Source organism: Mycobacterium sp. NGS27 (assembly GCF_059813005.1).
This window is the reverse complement of sequence record NZ_JCALDT010000004.1, coordinates 558,631-574,986: the sequence shown is the minus strand read 5'-3', so window position 1 is coordinate 574,986 and position 16,356 is coordinate 558,631. Positions and strand designations below refer to the sequence as shown.

Below are 16,356 nucleotides of genomic sequence, written 5' to 3'. Positions count from 1 at the left end.
CGCTCGGCGGTCATCGCCGCCAACACCCGCTCCAACCGCTCGGCGAGATCTCGCACGTCACAATTGGAAAAGAACTGACCGTCACCCACCGTGGTGAGGAAAAGCTGATCGTCGTCTCGGAAAAAGACCAGACCGAAATGTAACGGGCCGGCATGGGTGAGGGTTCCCGTCGTCCGGCCGCCGGCGAAATGCCCCGTGTGTGTTGCCGGAATGATGTTGACGGCGACCCGGTTAGACGCCTGCCCAGAACTGCCGAGACGTGTCTTGTCATCAATAGCGTGCACCGGGAACCGCTGATGTTTCAGCGCTTCGCGCATTCGCGTGTCGACGACTTTACAAAAACTAGCAACGTCCGATTCAGGAGATGTTGGCAATACCAGCGGCAGGAATCCGGAAACCATTCCGGGCACCATCTGCGTCTTCGGATCAACGCGCCTGCTCACCGGAAAGTCGAGCACCACCTCCGGGCTTTCGGTGTCGAACGCGCGCACCAAGAGGGCACAGGCGGCCGTAATCACTGACGATCGTCGGATCTGCAAGGCGTGTGACAGCTCTTGAACCCCGGCAACGAACGACGGGTCCAACTGAACGGGCTCAGAAGCCCGCTGATCGCCCCCGCCCCGGTTCGAGTCCGCCAACCTGTACCTTGGTTCGATTTCCGGCGGAAGATTCCTCGTCCAATAGGTTCGATCAGCGGCATAATCGTCAGACGCTTCGTATGCTAATTCGCAATCAACCAGGTCACTCAACGGTCCGAAAAAAGCGGGTGGAATCGGCTCGCCTGCGGCCATTGCAGAATATACATTCGCGATGCGGTGACAAACAAAAGTAAGTCCGATTCCGTCTACTACTATATGGTGGCAGCACGCGAATAAATGAAATTCTTCGGGTTGCGTCTGGAATAGTGCAAATTTGAACAGCGGGCCATCCAGGGGCATCAGAGTCGATTGGATCGATGATGCAAGCCGATAGGTGTCCTGTGCAGGATCACGCGAGCCAATGAGGTTGTATTGGGCTAGCTCGACATCGGGGTAGTCAACCGGCTTTTGGAAAACCCTGCCATCCACTTCGAAAAAGGAAGCCCTAAGTGGTTCGGCTTCACGCAGAACGTGAACGATCGACTGCTGAAGCAAATCAGGGTCTATCGGGCCCTCTATTCGCAGCAGTTCACCCAGCTGCCATTTCGCGCCGAAGCGACCCGTTTTTTGCGCGAGCCAGATGTCTAGCTGTCCGCGCGTCAGCGGTAAGGCCCGGCCATCAAGTTGCACTCTTCTACCCCCGAAGATCAACTTCCCATTGCCTCGGCTCACCGCGTCCGCCCCGCGCAGACCTGAGTCGATTTGAGAAACCAACCCTACTGCTGCCAAACGAGCTCGGTCCGGCGTTTCGGCAAAGTTCTGAAAAGACTCTGTGGCTTCTTTCTGACCGATGCCCCCGCCGCAGGATTGGGCCGGTTGCGCTTCCCTCACTGTGGATCTGGCGATTGACGACTTGCGGCGTGGGGCGGCCGGCGAGCCCCAAAGTCTTTCCAAAGTGCGAAATTGTTCGACGCTCCTGAGCGCTGTGTGCGCCGACCCCGGGCGGCGTACACGCCTCAGTGCGTGCATCACCTTCGCGGTGCTTTCAGCCCTGCGATCCGAATGAAGAAAACAGTTACCGCTTTATGGAGTCGTTGCCTGCGATGCTCGGCGACAGCCGCTTATTGGCGCAGCGTTAAATCAACGGCTCCCCTGCACTTCGCCGAGCGATTGGTCGTGCAACTAGTCGCTGTGGGCACACACTTCCGACATATTTGACGCACGCCTAATTAGCGGGGCCGACTGCGTACTTATTGGCGCAATCCTGGAGGGCTTGGCGCGCGTACGGCGCCCAGTCGACTCCGATGGTCAGCTTGCTGCCTAACTTGCCCCCGGATTGCCTGCCCACGCGCATTGAGCGTTATTCGGGGCTTACTCGGTGACCCAGCATGTTTATCTGATCAGTTTCCCGGATAACAACTCTTCAGATTCCGTAGGGTGCCCGCTAAGCCGACTCTCGCTCTTGCGGAGTGGCAGTACATCACTGGACGACACAACGCACGAAACGAGTCCGATGCCCGTCAAACCGACCACCCCAGGCCGTACCAACAAAGACTTGCCGACAAAGCTCCCGCCTCGCTGGTTCGTCGCAGCAGTTATCGCGATCGGCGGGATGCAGCTGATGGCCACGATGGACGGGATGATCGCGGTCGTCGCTCTTCCCAGGATCCAGAATGACCTGGGTCTGTCTGATGCCGGACGGAGCTGGGTCATCACCGGGTACGTGCTGACCTTTGGCGGGCTGGTACTGCTGGGCGGTCGTCTCGGTGACACCATCGGGCGCAAGCGCGCCTTCATCGTCGGCGTCGCGCTGTTCACCGTCGTCTCGGCGATATGCGGCGTCGCCTGGAACGGGGGCGTTCTCGTTTTGGCGCGGCTGCTGCAGGGTGTGTCCGCCGCGATCATCGCACCGACCGGTATGGCGCTGGTGGCAACGACTTTCGCAAAGGGGCCGCTGCGCAATGCTGCGATGGCGGTATTGGGCGCGATCGGCGGCCTCAGCTCCGTGCTGGGCCTGGTGGTGGGCGGCTTGCTCACCGAGGTGTCGTGGCGGTTGGTGTTTTTGGTGAACGTGCCGATCGGAGTGGTGGTGCTGTATCTGGCCTACGCCTCGCTGCGGGAAACGCAAAAGGAGCGCACAAAGCTCGACGCGACTGGGGCAGGTTTGGCAACGTTGGTCTTCACCGCGGCGGTGCTCGGCTTTTCGATGGGGCCGGAGAAAGGGTGGCTGTCGCCGGTCACGATCGGTTCGGGCGTGGTGGCACTGGGCGCTTTCCTGGCGTTCGTGGTGGTGGAGCGCAGGGCAGAGAACCCGGTCGTGCCGTTTGGCTTGTTCCTCGATCGCAACCGGCTGGCTATGTTCGCGGCCATGTTTCTGGCCGGTGGGGTCATGTTCACCCTCACCCTGCTGATCGGCGTGTACGTGCAGGACATCATGGGCTACAGCACGCTGCGCGCGGGCGTGGCGTTCATCCCGTTCGCCGTCGCCGTGGGCATTGGGGCCGGCGCCGCGTCGCGGTTGGTCATGTCGTTGCCGCCGCGGGTGGTGGTGATCATCGGCGGCCTGCTCGTGCTGGGGGCGGTGCTTTACGCCTCGACGCTGCACCGGGGCATACCGTACTTCCCGAACCTTGTGGTGCCGCTCGTCGTCTCCGGCATCGGTATCGGCGTGATCAATGTGCCGCTCGCGCTTTCGCTGATCGCCAGCGTCGGACTGGACCAGATTGGGCCTATATCCGCGATTTCGCTCATGCTCTCCCGCCTCGGCGGGCCGGTGGTGTTGGCCGTGATCCAGGGCGTGATCACCTGGCGCACGCTGCAACTCGGCGGCACCACCGGGCCGGCAAAGTCCATGAACGCCGCCCAGTTGCACGCGCTGGACCATGGCTACACCTACGGTCTGCAGTGGCTGGCCGGGGTGGCCGTGCTGGTGTGTGGGGTGGCGCTGCTCATCGGCTACAGTGCGCAGCAGGTGGCGCATGCGGCGGAAGTCAAGAAAGCCTACGACGCCGGCGAACTCTAGCTAAAGCCAACGGGCACAAGAGCATTGGCTGGGCCGCCGCTCCAAGACCCCTTCGCGCAGTCAGGTTGCGCGAGGCCATCAGCAATCACAGCCTGAACCGGTGCGCGACCCGGCCAACTGCGCGGAGCCCCCTGTCAGGATTGAACTGACGACCGCTCGCTTACAAGGCGAGTGCTCTACCACTGAGCTAAGGAGGCGGGGTTAGAACCGGACCCAGCCTAATCGGTCACCGGTCGCTGTCGATCACGCCCGCGGAGCGCACCGCCCGCGACGACGGGCGCCGCCGCCCGGGCAGCGGAATCCGGTCGGCGATGTTGCTCAGCGGGTTGACCACCATGGTGAGCGCGATGACGGCGTCTTGCAGGGTGGCGATGGCGGGTTCGAGGGCCTCCATCCCGGGTGTCAGTCGAGCCAGGGTGTCGGCGACGTCGGCGAGCTGATCGAGCGGCCCGTTCTTCGCCGTCAGCTTGTCGATCAGCCCGCCCTCGCTCAGTAGCCGGTCGGCGAGGCCGTCCTCGGCCAGCAGCCGTTCGATCAGACCGTCTTCGGCGACGAGCTGATCGGCCAGCCCACCCGGCTGCAGGGTGCGCTGCAGGGCGCCGCCCTCGGCGGTCAGGCGGTCCAGCAGCCCGCCCTCCGACGTCAGCATGTCGACCACCCCGCCGGGGCGCAGCAGGCGATCGATCGGACCGTCCGGGGCGACGGCCCGGCCCAGCGGGGCGTCGTCGTCGAGCAGTCGGGCCAGCCGATTGGCCCGGACGATCGCGTCGTCGATCCCCAGCATCGACGTCATTGCGGTGGTGCCGGCGGCCCCGCTCTCACCCACAGCCCGCTTTGCCACGCCGACGGCCGCGCTCGCCACGCTCAGACCCGCATCCGCGGCGGCCAGACCCACCCGGGCGGGCGCGGTCGCAGCCGACACGATGCTTCTGGTGAGGTTCATTCCAAGAGTCTATTCACGACGCACACCGGGCAAGACCTTTATGTCCCAAGGCAATGCGATGATCCCTGGCAGACTACTATCAGTTTGTTGGCACTGAGCTTTCAGGAAGCGCACAACCTTCACATAGCAAACGTTCAAGTAAGGGACATGGGCATGACATCGGCAACCCCCAACGACTCGAAATCCGAGGCTCGGGTCCTCGTGGTCGACGACGAAGCCAACATCGTCGAGCTGCTGTCGGTGAGTCTGAAATTCCAGGGGTTCGAGGTGTATACGGCCACCAACGGCGCCCAGGCGCTGGATCGGGCGCGCGAGGCGCGTCCCGACGCCGTGATCCTCGACGTGATGATGCCGGGCATGGACGGGTTCGGGGTGCTGCGGCGGCTGCGCGCCGACGGCATCGACGCCCCCGCCCTCTTTCTGACCGCCCGGGATTCACTGCAGGACAAGATCGCCGGCCTGACGCTGGGTGGCGACGACTATGTGACGAAGCCGTTCAGTCTCGAGGAGGTCGTCGCCCGCTTGCGGGTCATCCTTCGCCGTGCCGGCAAAGCGGGGGCCGAACCGCGCAGCGCGCGCCTCACTTTCGCCGACATCGAGCTCGACGAGGAGACCCACGAGGTGTGGAAGGCCGGTCAGCCGGTATCGCTGTCGCCTACCGAATTCACGCTGCTGCGTTACTTTGTGATCAATGCCGGCACGGTGTTGAGCAAACCGAAGATCCTCGACCACGTGTGGCGCTACGACTTCGGAGGTGACGTCAATGTCGTCGAGTCCTACGTGTCGTATCTGCGTCGCAAGATCGATACGGGCGAGAAGCGGCTGCTGCACACGCTGCGCGGAGTGGGTTATGTGCTGCGAGAACCGCGGTGAGCAGCGGTAGCGAAGAAGTAGGTAGATGGTCACCAAGCCTCGACGTGGACTGCCCCTGCGGATAGGGCTCGTCGCCGCCACCCTGGCCCTGGTCGCCTGCGGCCTCGCCGTTTCCGGTGTCGCGGTGACGTCTATCCTGCGGCACAGCCTGGTCAGCCGCATCGACTCCACGCTGCTCGACGCGTCCCGCGGCTGGGCGCAGGCCCCGCGGCGGCAATCGCCGCCGCCCTTCAATGGTCCCGACCCGGGCCGGCCGCCGTCGAAGTTCTACGTGCGCGGCGTCAGCACCGACGGCACCCCGTTCACCGCCATCAACGACCGCAACGCCGAACCGGCGCTACCGCCCGACAACGACGTGGGTCCCAACCCGACGACGCTGCCCTCGGTGAACGGCTCGGACATTCAGTGGCGGGCGGTCTCGGTGCACGGTCCGCACGGGCTTACCACGGTCGCGATCGACTTGTCGGACGTCCAGCACACGCTCACTTCGTTGGTCTGGTTGCAGATGGGCATCGGGGTGGCGGTGCTTGCCGTCGTCGGAATCGCCAGCTTCGCGGTGGTGCAGCGCAGCCTGCGGCCGCTCGTCGAGGTCGAGCAGACGGCCGCGGCAATCGCGTCAGGCCAGCTGGATCGCCGTGTGCCAGAACGAGATCCGCGGACCGAGGTGGGCCGGCTGTCCCAGGCGCTCAACGGGATGCTCGCGCAGATTCAGCAAGCGCTGGCGTCCTCGGAGTCCTCCGCGGACAAGGCTCGCGGCTCCGAGGACCGGATGCGGCGGTTCATCACCGACGCCAGCCACGAACTGCGGACCCCGCTGACCACCATCCGCGGTTTCGCCGAGCTGTATCGCCAGGGCGCCGCCCGCGACGTCGCGATGCTGATGTCGCGAATCGAAAGCGAGGCGTCCCGGATGGGCCTGCTGGTCGACGACTTGCTGCTGCTGGCCCGCCTCGATGTGCAGCGCCCCCTGGAAAACCATCGGGTGGACCTGCTGGCGCTGGCCAGCGATGCCGTGCACGACGGGCAGGCGATGGACCCCGGGCGCACCATCACCATGGAGGTTCTCGACGGCCCCGGCACCCCGGAGGTCCTGGGTGACGAAGCGCGGATCCGCCAGGTGCTGAGCAACCTCGTCGCCAACGCCTTGCAGCACACGCCGGAAAGCGCCGACGTCACCGTGCGGGTGGGCACCGACGGCGACAACGCGGTGCTCGAAGTGGCCGACCAGGGTCCCGGCATGAACCAGGAGGACGCGTCGCGCGTGTTCGAGCGGTTCTATCGGACCGACTCGTCGCGGGCTAGGGCCAGCGGCGGCACCGGTCTGGGCCTATCCATCGTCGAGTCGTTGGTGCGCGCGCACGGCGGTGTCGTCAGCGTGACCACCGCGCCCGGAGAGGGCTGCCGGTTCCGGGTGACGCTGCCTCGCATCAGTGACGTGACGGCGCACGAGCCGGTTCACGCCAACTGAGCCAGCGCCGCCTTGATCCTGGCCTGGGCGTCGTCCAGCGATTCCGCTGACGGGTTGCGGTCGACTCCTGCGAAGCCGAAGTCGCTCAGGCTGCGGGTGGGGAAGACGTGCACGTGCAGGTGCGGCACTTCTAGCCCGGCGATGATCAGGCCGGAACGCTCGGTTCGAAAGGCCTTGCACACGGCCTTGCCGATCAACTGGCTCACGGACATGACCCGGGCGAAGGCCGACCCGTCGACGTCCTGCCAGTTGTCGATCTCGGCGCGCGGCACGACGAGCGTGTGCCCCTGCGTCATCGGCTCGATCGTCAGGAACGCGACGACGTCGTCGTCCTCGTAGACGAAACGGCCGGGGAGTTCACGGTTGATGATCTTGGTGAAGATCGACGCCATGGGCCCCAGCATAGGGGTGTCGACATTGCGGCAGCGGTCCTGGTCGAGCTCGCGCCCCGAGCCGCCAAGGCAATCTCGGCGACGCACCGATGAGTTCGGCCGCGTTCGCGGGTCAATCCTGCGACGCCTTACAACGCGGATGGATTCAGGAGACCTCCCCATGTCACGAGTGCGCGTGCACAACTTCTCGGTGTCCCTCGACGGCTTCGGCACCGGTGTCGGCCAAAGCATGGACGCGCCGTTCGGGCACGCCGGCGGACGGCTGCACGAGTGGTTCTTCGCGACGCGGACGTTCCGCGCCATGCACGGCGAGTCGGGCGGGGCCACCGGCATCGATGACGCCTTGGCCAGCCAATGGGCGCCGGGCATCGGCGCCGAAATCATGGGACGCAACAAGTTCGGTCCGCAGCGCGGACCATGGGCCGGCCAAGACGGCGGTGAGGAATGGCAGGGCTGGTGGGGCGCCGAGCCGCCGTTTCACACACCGGTCTTCGTGCTCACGCACCACCCACGACCCCCGATCGAGATGGACGGTGGCACCACTTTCCACTTCATCGACGCAAGCCCCGTCGAAGCCCTGCAGATAGCCCGAAAAGCCGCCGGCGACAGCGACATTCGCCTGGGCGGGGGACCGTCGAGCGTCCGCCAGTTCCTCGAAGCCGATCTCGTCGACCACCTGCATATCGCGGTGGTGCCGATCGTCTTGGGGCTCGGCGAGTCGTTGTGGGCGGGGCTCGAAAGCCTCGAACAGCGATTCGACGTGGAGTCGGTGAGCAGCCCCAGCGGCGTCGTGCATCTGATCTTCACGCGCCGCTAAGAAGATCGCCGTCGGTCGAAGGGCCGGCTCAGTCCTGTTTGCCGAACTGCATCATGTCGAGGTTCCAGTACCCGCGCATGTTGGTGATCAGGCCCGCGTCATCGACCTTGTAGGTGAACACGCCGCGCACCGAGCTGGTGAAGCCGCCCTCGAACTTGCTGTTGAGCACCAGGATGTGGGCGATCTCGTCGGGCGAACTCGACGGGAAGGTCTCCTCGCAGGTGATGGAGAGTTGGTTGGCCGCGATGTTGGTGTCGAAGAACGCGCCGACGGCCTCCTTGCCCCGGACCCCCGTTCCGTCCGGGTTGGTGACGGACTTGCCGATCGGATCCTCGATGACGACGTCGTCGGACATCAGCGCCAGCCAGCCCTCCCGGTCATGCGCCTGAACGCACCGCCACGACGACTGCGACGCGGCGAGGGCCGGAAATGCCTGGGCCTCAGCGGTTTCGGTCATTTTCTTCGCCGCCGGCCTACCGGTCGGCGTCGGTGAACCGGATGACGCCGCGAATGTTCTTGCCGTCCAGCATGTCCTGGTAGCCATCGTTGATCTGTTCCAGCTTGTACTGGCGGGTGATCATGTCGTCCAGGTTCAGCTTGCCGGCCTTGTACATCGACAGCAGCTGCGGGATGTCGTACTGCGGGTTGCCACCACCGAAGATGGTGCCCTGCAGGTTCTTCTGCATCAGCGTCAGCATCGCCAGGTTCAAGGTGACATTGGTGTCCAGCAGGCTGCCGATGGCCGTCAGCACGCAGGTGCCGCCCTTTTGGGTGATGTTCAGGTAGTTGTCGATATCGGCGCCCTGCAGCTCGCCCACGGTGACCACGACCTTGTGGGCCATCAGGCCGTAGGTGACCTCGGCCATGCCCGCCATCGCGGCCATGATGTCCGGGTAGACGTGGGTGGCGCCGAACTTGAGCGCCTGGTCGCGCTTCCACTCGACGGGGTCGATCGCGAAGATGTAGCGGGCGCCGGCGTTGACGGCGCCCTGCAGCGCGGCCATGCCGACCCCGCCGACGCCGACGATGGCGACGTCCTGTCCCGGGCGGATGTCGGCGGTGCGGACCGACGAACCGTAGCCGGTGGTGACGCCGCAACCGACCAGCGCGGCAACCTCGAACGGCACGGACGGGTCGATCTTCACCACCGAGCTGCGGTGCACAACCATGTAGGGGGAGAACGTGCCCAGCAGCGTCATGGGGTAGACGTTCTCGCCGCGGGCCTGGATGCGGAAGGTGCCGTCGGACACGGCGGCGCCGCCCAGCAGGCCGGCGCCCAGGTCGCACAGGTTACGCATGCCCGCCTGACAGGTCGGACACTGACCACACGACGGGATGAACGACAGCACCACGTGGTCACCCGGGGCGATGTCTTCCACGCCCGGACCGACCTCGGTGACGATGCCCGCGCCCTCGTGGCCGCCCAGCACCGGGAAACCGGCCATCGGGATGCCCCCGGTGACCAGGTGATGGTCGGAGTGGCACATGCCCGCCGCTTCCATCTGGATCTTGACCTCATGCGCTTGCGGGTCGCCGATCTCGATTTCCTCGATAGACCAGGGTTGGTTGAACTCCCAGATCAGTGCGCCTTTTGTCTTCACGATGGTCCTGACCCCATTTCGCCTTTGAATCGATCAGAGCTGACCGGCCCCTTCATGCCGGCCAGCTGAGTGACGAGTGCCACAGGCACCCTTGTCGCGTCAGCATAGCGCGTGCAACAAATCAAATGCTTGGTTGGCTCCCGCGGGCGCCGCCACGAGCTCAGCGGTCACCAAATCGGGACGGGCGCCTCGCCAAGCGGGTAGTAGCCGGGCAGCTTTTCGCCGGCGAGGCTGCGCTCGATGCGCCTCTGCATGCCGGCGCTCAGGTCCCCGGACTCGATGAGTTTGCCGAACATGTACGCGACGTGACCGAAGTCGAAGAAGTCGCGCTGCCACTCGATGAGCTGGTCGCCGTTGAGGCGAAACCAGCTGCCGCCGATGCCGTAGATCTCGTCCTGGGTGCCGTCGGCCTTGTTGACGATCTGTTTCCAGAAGCCGACGATCTCGCCCTGCTTTTCGTCGATGAGCACCTTCTGGTACTCGTACACCCAGTTCTCCAGGCCCTCCATCTCCAGGCCCAGGGCGACGTCGCGGATCTCGTCGACGCCCACGCACATCACGTCTTCCTTGGGGCCGATGTTCCAGCCGTAGGTGGCGTCTTGGGTGTAGAAGTCCGCCAACGGTCGCCAGTCACCGGCCTTCTCGCAGTCCTGGTTGGCCTGGAGCCAGCGGTCGACCCATGCCTCGAGATCTTCGCGCGAGTGTGACGCCATTGTCCTAATCTTCCTTCTCTTTGATGAATAGTGCTTGCGTTGGGCACATTTCGACCGCGCGCTCGACTTCGTCGCGGGCGTCCTCGGGCGGTTCGGGGTCGACGATTTCGACCTTGCCCCGCTTGGGCACCCGGAAGTAGTCCGGCGCCTCCAATTCGCACATGGCGTGGCCCTGACACAAATCCAGATCCGCTTCGATCCTGAATCCGCCCATCGGACTTACTCCTTACGCGCTGCGCTTGCGGTAGCGCACCTTCGCCGGCCGGGCGAGCTGCACCACCATCTTGGAGTGGTCGTTGTGATAGCTGTCCGCCGGCTGCGCCATCTCGAAGTCGTACTCGCGCAACAGGACCGAGAAGATCGCCTTGATCTGCATCTGGGCGAACGCGGCGCCGACGCAGCGGTGCCGGCCCGCCCCGAACGGAATCCAAGTCCACCGGTTCACGATGTCGGCCTGCTCGGGCTTGTTGTAGCGGTCCGGCTTGAACGCGTCGGGGTCGGGGAAGTCCGCCGGGATGCGGTTCGAGATCGCCGGGGATGCCGCTACGTAGTCGCCGTCGTGAATCGGAAAACCCTCGACCTCGAACTCGCCCTTGGCGACCCGCATCAGGATGATCAGCGGCGGATGCAGCCGCAGGGTTTCCTTGACCACGTTGTCCAGCTTCGGAATCGACCGCAGCGCATGGAAACTCACCTCCTGGCCATCGGCGTAGAGCTCCTCGAGCTCGGCCAGCACCTCGGCGTAAACCTCGGGATGGCGGATCAGCTCGATCAAAGTCCACGCCGAGGTCCCCGAACTGGTGTGGTGCCCGGCGAACATCAGCGAGATGAACATGCCGGTGACCTCGTCGGCGGAGAACCGCGGGTTGCCGTCCTCGTCGTTGATGGACACGAGCACGTCGAGCATGTCACGGTCGCTTTTATCCTGGGGCGGGTTGGATAGCCGCTCGTTCATGATTTCCTGCACCAGCGCAACGAGTTTCACGCGCGCCTCGTCGCGACGCCGAAAACTCTCGATCGGCAGGTAGGGATCGACGTAACACAACGGGTCGGTGCCGCGCTCGAGCTCGTGGTAATACTCGGCGAATCGGTGGTCGAGCTGGTTGCGGAATTTCACGCCGATCAGGCAGGCCGTCGAGGTGTAGATGGTCAGCTCGGAGAAGAAGTCGAGCAGCTCGATCTCGCCCTCGTCGCCCCAGTCGGCGATCATCCCCTTCACCTGAGCTTCGATGGTCGCGGCGTGGCCCTTCATCTGCTCGCCGCGCAGCGCCGAGTTGTGCAGCATCTCCTTGCGCCGCTCCGGGCTGGCGTCGAACACCACGCCCTTGCCGAAGATCGGCGCCATGAACGGGTACGCCGCTGCTTGGTCCAGGTCTTCGTCGGCGGACCGGAAGAAGAACTCGTTGGCACCCGCGCCGGAGAGCAGGATGACGTGCTTGTCGACCAGCTGGAACCACCCGACGTCGCCACACTCGTCGCGGACGCGCTGCATCAAACCGATTGGGTCGGTGCGGAATTCCTCGAGGTGACCGTGTTCTTCCTCGCCGCCGGAAACCCGGGGCACCACAGTTGTGGTCGTCATGACGGCATCCCCTCTTCGCCCAGCGCGAGTTTCTGGCGATCTTTGTTGTCGGCCAACGGGGCTTCGGGCTGAAGCTCCATGTTGGCGATGAAGCCGCCGCGCGGTGTCTCCGCGACGAACGTGATCGCTCGCGCCAAGTCCGCCGCCCTTAGGAAGTAGTCGTGGCGCGCCTGGCCCCACTTGGCCCAATCCTCCAGCGCGGGGCCGATCTTCTCGGCAGGCAGGCCCCAGCCCATCGAGGTCTTCGTCGGGCCGGGGTGCACGATCGAGGCCCGCACGCCGGTGCCCTCGAGCTCCATCTGGAAGTTGGTGACCATCGCGACCAGCGCGGCCTTGGCCGCGCCGTAGGCGCCCATGTGTGGGCGCTGCCGCAGGGCGACGTCGGAACCGACGAAGATCAGGTCGCCGCGTTGGCGGTCGAGCATGCCCGGAAGGACGGCTGAGGCCAGGCGGAAGGCGCCGACGAGGTGGATCTGCAGCTGCGACTCGAACTCGTCGCCTGCGATTTCGGCGAGCTTGCCGAAGTAGGTGTCGCCGGCCCCGGCCACCAGCACCTCGATGTCGCCGAGGGCATCGGTCGACTGTGCGACAAAGGATTTCACCGAGTTCGGATCGGTCACATCCAGGTGGAAGCCGACCGCTTCGCCGCCGTTGGCGTTGATCTTGCCGACGATGTCGTCGAGCTTTTCGACGCGGCGCGCACCCAGGGCGACGGGGAAGCCGTGCGTCGCGAGCTCGATGGCGGTGGCCTCTCCGATGCCGGAGGAAGCACCGGCCACGATGGCGGGCCGGCGTTCGGGCAAGGGTTCAAACCGGGGCATTCAGCGGACCTCCACGCTCATCGGTAGGTGAGCGAATCCGCGGACATTGCTCGAGTGGACGCGGACGGCGTTGGCCTCGTCCACCTCGTATCCGCGGATTCGCTTGAACAACTCGGTGAGCGCGACCCGGGCTTCCATCCGCGCCAGATGCGCGCCCAGGCAGAAGTGTGCGCCACTACCGAAACTCAATAGTTTGGGCCCGATTTCGCGCCCGATCAGGTAGTCGTCAGGGTGGTCGAAGACCCGCTCGTCCCGATGGCCGGAACCGGGCAACAGCAGCAGTACGTCGCCCTCGGGGATGGTGGTGTCGTAGAGGGTGAGCTCACCGGACACGGTACGAGCCAGGATCTGGCTGGAGGTGTCGTAGCGCAGGGTCTCCTCGACCCACAGCGGCACCCGCGACAGATCCTCGTAGACCGGCGTCAGTTGGTCCGGGCTCTTGTGGCCCCAAAATGCGGCGTTGGCAAGCAGTTTGGTGGTGGTCTCGTTGCCGGCGATCACCATCAGGAACATGAAGCCGAGCACCTCGTCGTCGGTGAGCCGGTCACCGTCGATCTCGGCCTCCAGCAGCGCCGAGGTCAGGTCGTCGGTCAGCTTCTCGCGCCGCTCGGCCACCATCTGCTGGTAGTAGACGATCAGGTTGAGCGAGGCCTCCACCGCCTCCGGCGGCACGTCGGTGACACCTTCCTCGCGGTGCATCACCCCGTCGGCCCAGGCCCGAACCTGATCGCGATCCGGCTCGGGGACTCCCATCAACTCGGAGATGACGTCCATCGGCAGCTTGCCGGCGAACTCGTCGACGTAGTCGACCGCACCGTCTTCGGCCTTGGCCAGCATCGTGTCGAGATGCCGGGTCGCGATCTCGGTGACCCGGGGCTCGAGTTCGCGAATCCGGCGCGGGGTGAAGCCTTTTGAGACCAGCGTCCGCAGCCGCAGGTGGGCGGGGTCGTCCATCGCCAGGAACGACATCGTCTTGCTGGCGTGCGGGCCTCGGGACGCGGGGTCCAGCGAGACGCCGTACTTGTTGGAAAGCGTTGTGCTGTTGCGGAATCCCTGTAGCACGTCCTGGTGCCGCGACAGCGCCCAGAACTTCAGCTCGTCATTGCGATACAGCGGGGCCTCGTCGCGCAGCCGCCGGTAATACGGGTACGGATCTTCGTGGAAGTCGTAGTCGTAGGGATCGAGGACCAGCTCGTGGTCGCCCACATGGACGGTCATTTACGTTCGTGTCTCCTGGCTTGTCGTCCCGGGCAGGATCAGGCTCACTACATAGGCCAATCGGTCGGCGATCTGGTGATAGGTGAACTGGCCGCTGGCGGCCTGTACCAATGCGCCGAAGAACGCCATCTCGAGCGCGGCCACCGTATTGGGGTCGGCTCCGGGTCCGATCGCCGTCGCGATGCGGCGGTGGATCTCCGCGCCGATACGATCGCGCACGGCGCCAACGGCCGGATCGGTGCCGCCGCCGAGCAATGCCGTCGTGCACGCGGCGCCAACCTCCGGCTCGTCGGCGACCACCAGCGCCAGGTGACGCAGCACCTTGTCCACCCGGACCGGCATCGGGTCGTTGACGTCGGTGAAGAACGGAACCCGCCGCACCAGGTCCAGATAGACCTCGGCGATCAGGTGATTCTTCGATGAGAAGTAGGTGTACGCGGTTGCCGGGGCGACCTTGGCGCGGGCGGCTACGGCGCGGACCGTCAGGTCGGCGTACGACTTTTCCCGCAGGGTTTCGATGCCGGCTGCCAGCACCTTGCGGAAGGTCTCCTCCTGACGACGGTTGCGCGGCGGCTGACCGGTCTGGCGGTCGCCGTCGGATGTGATAGTCACCAGTGCGTCGCTGGACACATGTCCAAGCTAGTGGACCAAAACGGGGAGAAGCAAGCCCGGTCGGCAAAATCGCAGCTTATCGGCGTTCTGCGCCGTGTGGCGGGCAACATCCCAGATAGGCTCTTGCACCTTCGGCTAGCCGACGACTATGGTTCGATCGGACAATATCGGACAGCTGTCCACTAGATGGCGTGGCGGTTGCCGCGCGCAGACGGGAGCGGGACATGGCCTTGTTGGCCGACGGCGTGAGTGAACTGTTCATCGACGGCAGGCTGTCGGCCGGTAGCGCCGGCAACTTCCCTACGGTGAACCCGGCGACCGAGGAGGTGCTGGGCGTCGCCGCCAACGCCAACGCCACCGACATGGACCGCGCCATCGACGCCGCGCGGCGCGCCTTCGACGAGACGGACTGGTCCCGTGACACCGAATTGCGGGTGCATTGCATACGGCAGCTGCGCGACGCGATGCGCGACCACATCGAGGAACTGCGCGACATCACGATCGCCGAGGTTGGCGCCCCGCGGATGCTCACCTCGGCCGCGCAATTGGAGGGACCGGTCGGCGACCTGAGCTTCGCCGCCGACACCGCCGAGGCCTACGAGTGGAATCGGGACCTCGGCCAGGCTTCGCCGATGGGCATCCCGACCCGGCGCACGATCGCGCGCGAAGCCGTCGGCGTCGTCGGTGCGATCACCCCGTGGAACTTCCCGCACCAGATCAACCTCGCCAAGCTGGGGCCCGCGCTGGCCGCCGGCAACACGGTGGTGTTGAAGCCCGCACCGGACACGCCCTGGTGCGCCGCCGTGCTCGGCGAAATCATCGCCGAGCACACCGACTTCCCGCCCGGTGTCGTCAACATCATCACTTCGAACGACCACCGGATGGGGGCGCTGCTCTCCAAAGACCCTCGGGTGGACATGGTTTCGTTCACCGGGTCGACCGCGACGGGGCGCAGCGTCATGGCTGACGCCGCCGCGACCATCAAGCGAGTGTTCCTGGAACTGGGCGGCAAGTCGGCGTTCGTCGTTCTCGACGACGCGGACCTGGGCGGGGCGTGTTCGATGTCGGCGTTCACCGCGGCCATGCACGCCGGGCAGGGCTGCGCCATCACGACCCGGCTGGTGGTGCCGCGGGCCCGCTACGACGAGGCTGTCGCCATCGCGGCGGGAACCATGGGCTCGATCAAGCCCGGCGACCCCGACGACTCCGGAACCGTGTGCGGCCCGGTGATTTCCGCGCGGCAACGGGACCGCGTGCAGAGCTATCTCGACCTGGCGATCGCCGAGGGCGGAACGTTCGCCTGCGGCGGCGGCCGGCCGGCGGACAAGGACCGCGGGTTCTTCATCGAGCCCACCGTGATCGCGGGTCTGACCAACGACGCGCGTCCCGCCCGGGAGGAGATCTTCGGGCCGGTGCTCACCGTGATCGCCTACGACGGCGAAGAGGACGCACTGCGCATCGCCAACGACTCGCCATATGGCTTGTCGGGCACCGTGTTCGGTGCCGACCCCGAACGTGCGGCCAACTTCGCCGCGCGGATGCGGGTGGGAACCGTCAATGTCAACGGCGGCGTCTGGTATTCCGCCGACGCGCCGTTCGGCGGATACAAACAGTCCGGGAACGGGCGAGAAATGGGCCTGGCCGGCTTCGAGGAGTACCTGGAAGTCAAAACCATTGCCACAGCCGTGCAGTGACCGCGCCAATCAGGCGACCGAG

General features: G+C 65.3%; 15 protein-coding genes, 1 tRNA gene and 1 pseudogene. 5 read left to right on the top strand and 12 right to left on the bottom strand.

Going from position 1 to position 16,356, the window contains the following annotated elements:
- The coding region (locus AC5Y30_RS14330) for a condensation domain-containing protein (RefSeq protein WP_499918983.1) at positions 1–1,268 on the bottom strand (1,268 nt) is incomplete at its 3' end.
- A 779-nt stretch (positions 1,269–2,047) separates the two neighbouring features.
- Between AC5Y30_RS14330 and AC5Y30_RS14325 the strand changes: the two are divergent.
- Positions 2,048–3,600, top strand: a pseudogene (locus AC5Y30_RS14325) (MFS transporter).
- A gap of 125 nt (positions 3,601–3,725) precedes the next feature.
- Here the strand turns inward: AC5Y30_RS14325 and AC5Y30_RS14320 are convergent.
- Together AC5Y30_RS14320 and AC5Y30_RS14315 are read right to left on the bottom strand one after the other, a co-directional pair.
- Positions 3,726–3,797, bottom strand: a tRNA-Thr gene (locus tag AC5Y30_RS14320).
- 29 nt (positions 3,798–3,826) lie between these two features.
- Entirely contained in the window at positions 3,827–4,543 is a 717-nt protein-coding gene (locus tag AC5Y30_RS14315; RefSeq protein ID WP_499918982.1) for a hypothetical protein, read from the bottom strand.
- 153 nt (positions 4,544–4,696) lie between these two features.
- Between AC5Y30_RS14315 and AC5Y30_RS14310 the strand changes: the two genes are divergently transcribed.
- Positions 4,697–5,416 carry a response regulator transcription factor gene (locus AC5Y30_RS14310; protein WP_499918980.1) on the top strand — a complete coding sequence of 240 codons (720 nt, stop codon included), beginning with the start codon at positions 4,697–4,699 and terminating at the stop codon, positions 5,414–5,416.
- Between the two features lie 25 nt (positions 5,417–5,441).
- Complete coding sequence (locus AC5Y30_RS14305) at positions 5,442–6,884, top strand: sensor histidine kinase (RefSeq protein WP_499918977.1); 1,443 nt, start codon at positions 5,442–5,444, stop codon at positions 6,882–6,884.
- Here AC5Y30_RS14305 and AC5Y30_RS14300 read toward each other — a convergent pair.
- A complete protein-coding gene (locus tag AC5Y30_RS14300; protein ID WP_499918975.1) occupies positions 6,872–7,276 on the bottom strand; it encodes an HIT family protein in 405 nt (134 codons plus the stop codon). The genes AC5Y30_RS14305 and AC5Y30_RS14300 overlap by 13 nt on opposite strands.
- A gap of 160 nt (positions 7,277–7,436) precedes the next feature.
- On the opposite strand from AC5Y30_RS14300, the gene AC5Y30_RS14295 reads away from it, so the two are divergent.
- Entirely contained in the window at positions 7,437–8,093 is a 657-nt protein-coding gene (locus AC5Y30_RS14295) for a dihydrofolate reductase family protein (RefSeq protein ID WP_499918972.1), read from the top strand.
- Between the two features lie 28 nt (positions 8,094–8,121).
- On the opposite strand, the gene AC5Y30_RS14290 is transcribed toward AC5Y30_RS14295, so the two are convergent.
- The 8 genes from AC5Y30_RS14290 to AC5Y30_RS14255 form a co-directional block, all read right to left on the bottom strand.
- On the bottom strand, positions 8,122–8,550 hold the full coding sequence (locus AC5Y30_RS14290; RefSeq protein ID WP_499918971.1) for a ketosteroid isomerase family protein: 429 nt from the start codon (positions 8,548–8,550) through the stop codon (positions 8,122–8,124).
- Between the two features lie 16 nt (positions 8,551–8,566).
- A complete protein-coding gene (locus AC5Y30_RS14285; protein WP_499918970.1) occupies positions 8,567–9,694 on the bottom strand; it encodes an NDMA-dependent alcohol dehydrogenase in 1,128 nt (375 codons plus the stop codon).
- A gap of 167 nt (positions 9,695–9,861) precedes the next feature.
- Positions 9,862–10,407, bottom strand: coding sequence for a nuclear transport factor 2-like protein (locus AC5Y30_RS14280; protein WP_499918968.1), 546 nt, complete (start codon positions 10,405–10,407; stop codon positions 9,862–9,864).
- A gap of 4 nt (positions 10,408–10,411) precedes the next feature.
- Complete coding sequence (fdx, locus tag AC5Y30_RS14275) at positions 10,412–10,621, bottom strand: ferredoxin Fdx (protein ID WP_499918966.1); 210 nt, start codon at positions 10,619–10,621, stop codon at positions 10,412–10,414.
- Between the two features lie 12 nt (positions 10,622–10,633).
- Positions 10,634–11,989, bottom strand: coding sequence for a lanosterol 14-alpha demethylase (cyp51, locus tag AC5Y30_RS14270; RefSeq protein WP_499918964.1), 1,356 nt, complete (start codon positions 11,987–11,989; stop codon positions 10,634–10,636).
- Positions 11,986–12,810: an SDR family oxidoreductase gene (locus AC5Y30_RS14265; RefSeq protein WP_499918962.1), complete on the bottom strand. Its 825-nt coding sequence runs from the start codon at positions 12,808–12,810 to the stop codon at positions 11,986–11,988. Before AC5Y30_RS14265 ends, cyp51 begins: the two co-directional genes overlap by 4 nt.
- Positions 12,811–14,028 (bottom strand): cytochrome P450, encoded by a 1,218-nt coding sequence (locus tag AC5Y30_RS14260; RefSeq protein ID WP_499918961.1) that lies wholly within the window; start codon positions 14,026–14,028, stop codon positions 12,811–12,813.
- Positions 14,029–14,658 (bottom strand): TetR/AcrR family transcriptional regulator, encoded by a 630-nt coding sequence (locus AC5Y30_RS14255; RefSeq protein ID WP_499918960.1) that lies wholly within the window; start codon positions 14,656–14,658, stop codon positions 14,029–14,031. It lies immediately after the preceding gene.
- A gap of 206 nt (positions 14,659–14,864) precedes the next feature.
- Here AC5Y30_RS14255 and AC5Y30_RS14250 point away from each other — a divergent pair, with 206 nt between their 5' ends.
- On the top strand, positions 14,865–16,334 hold the full coding sequence (locus tag AC5Y30_RS14250) for an aldehyde dehydrogenase (RefSeq protein WP_499918958.1): 1,470 nt from the start codon (positions 14,865–14,867) through the stop codon (positions 16,332–16,334).
- Positions 16,335–16,356: the final 22 nt, after the last annotated feature.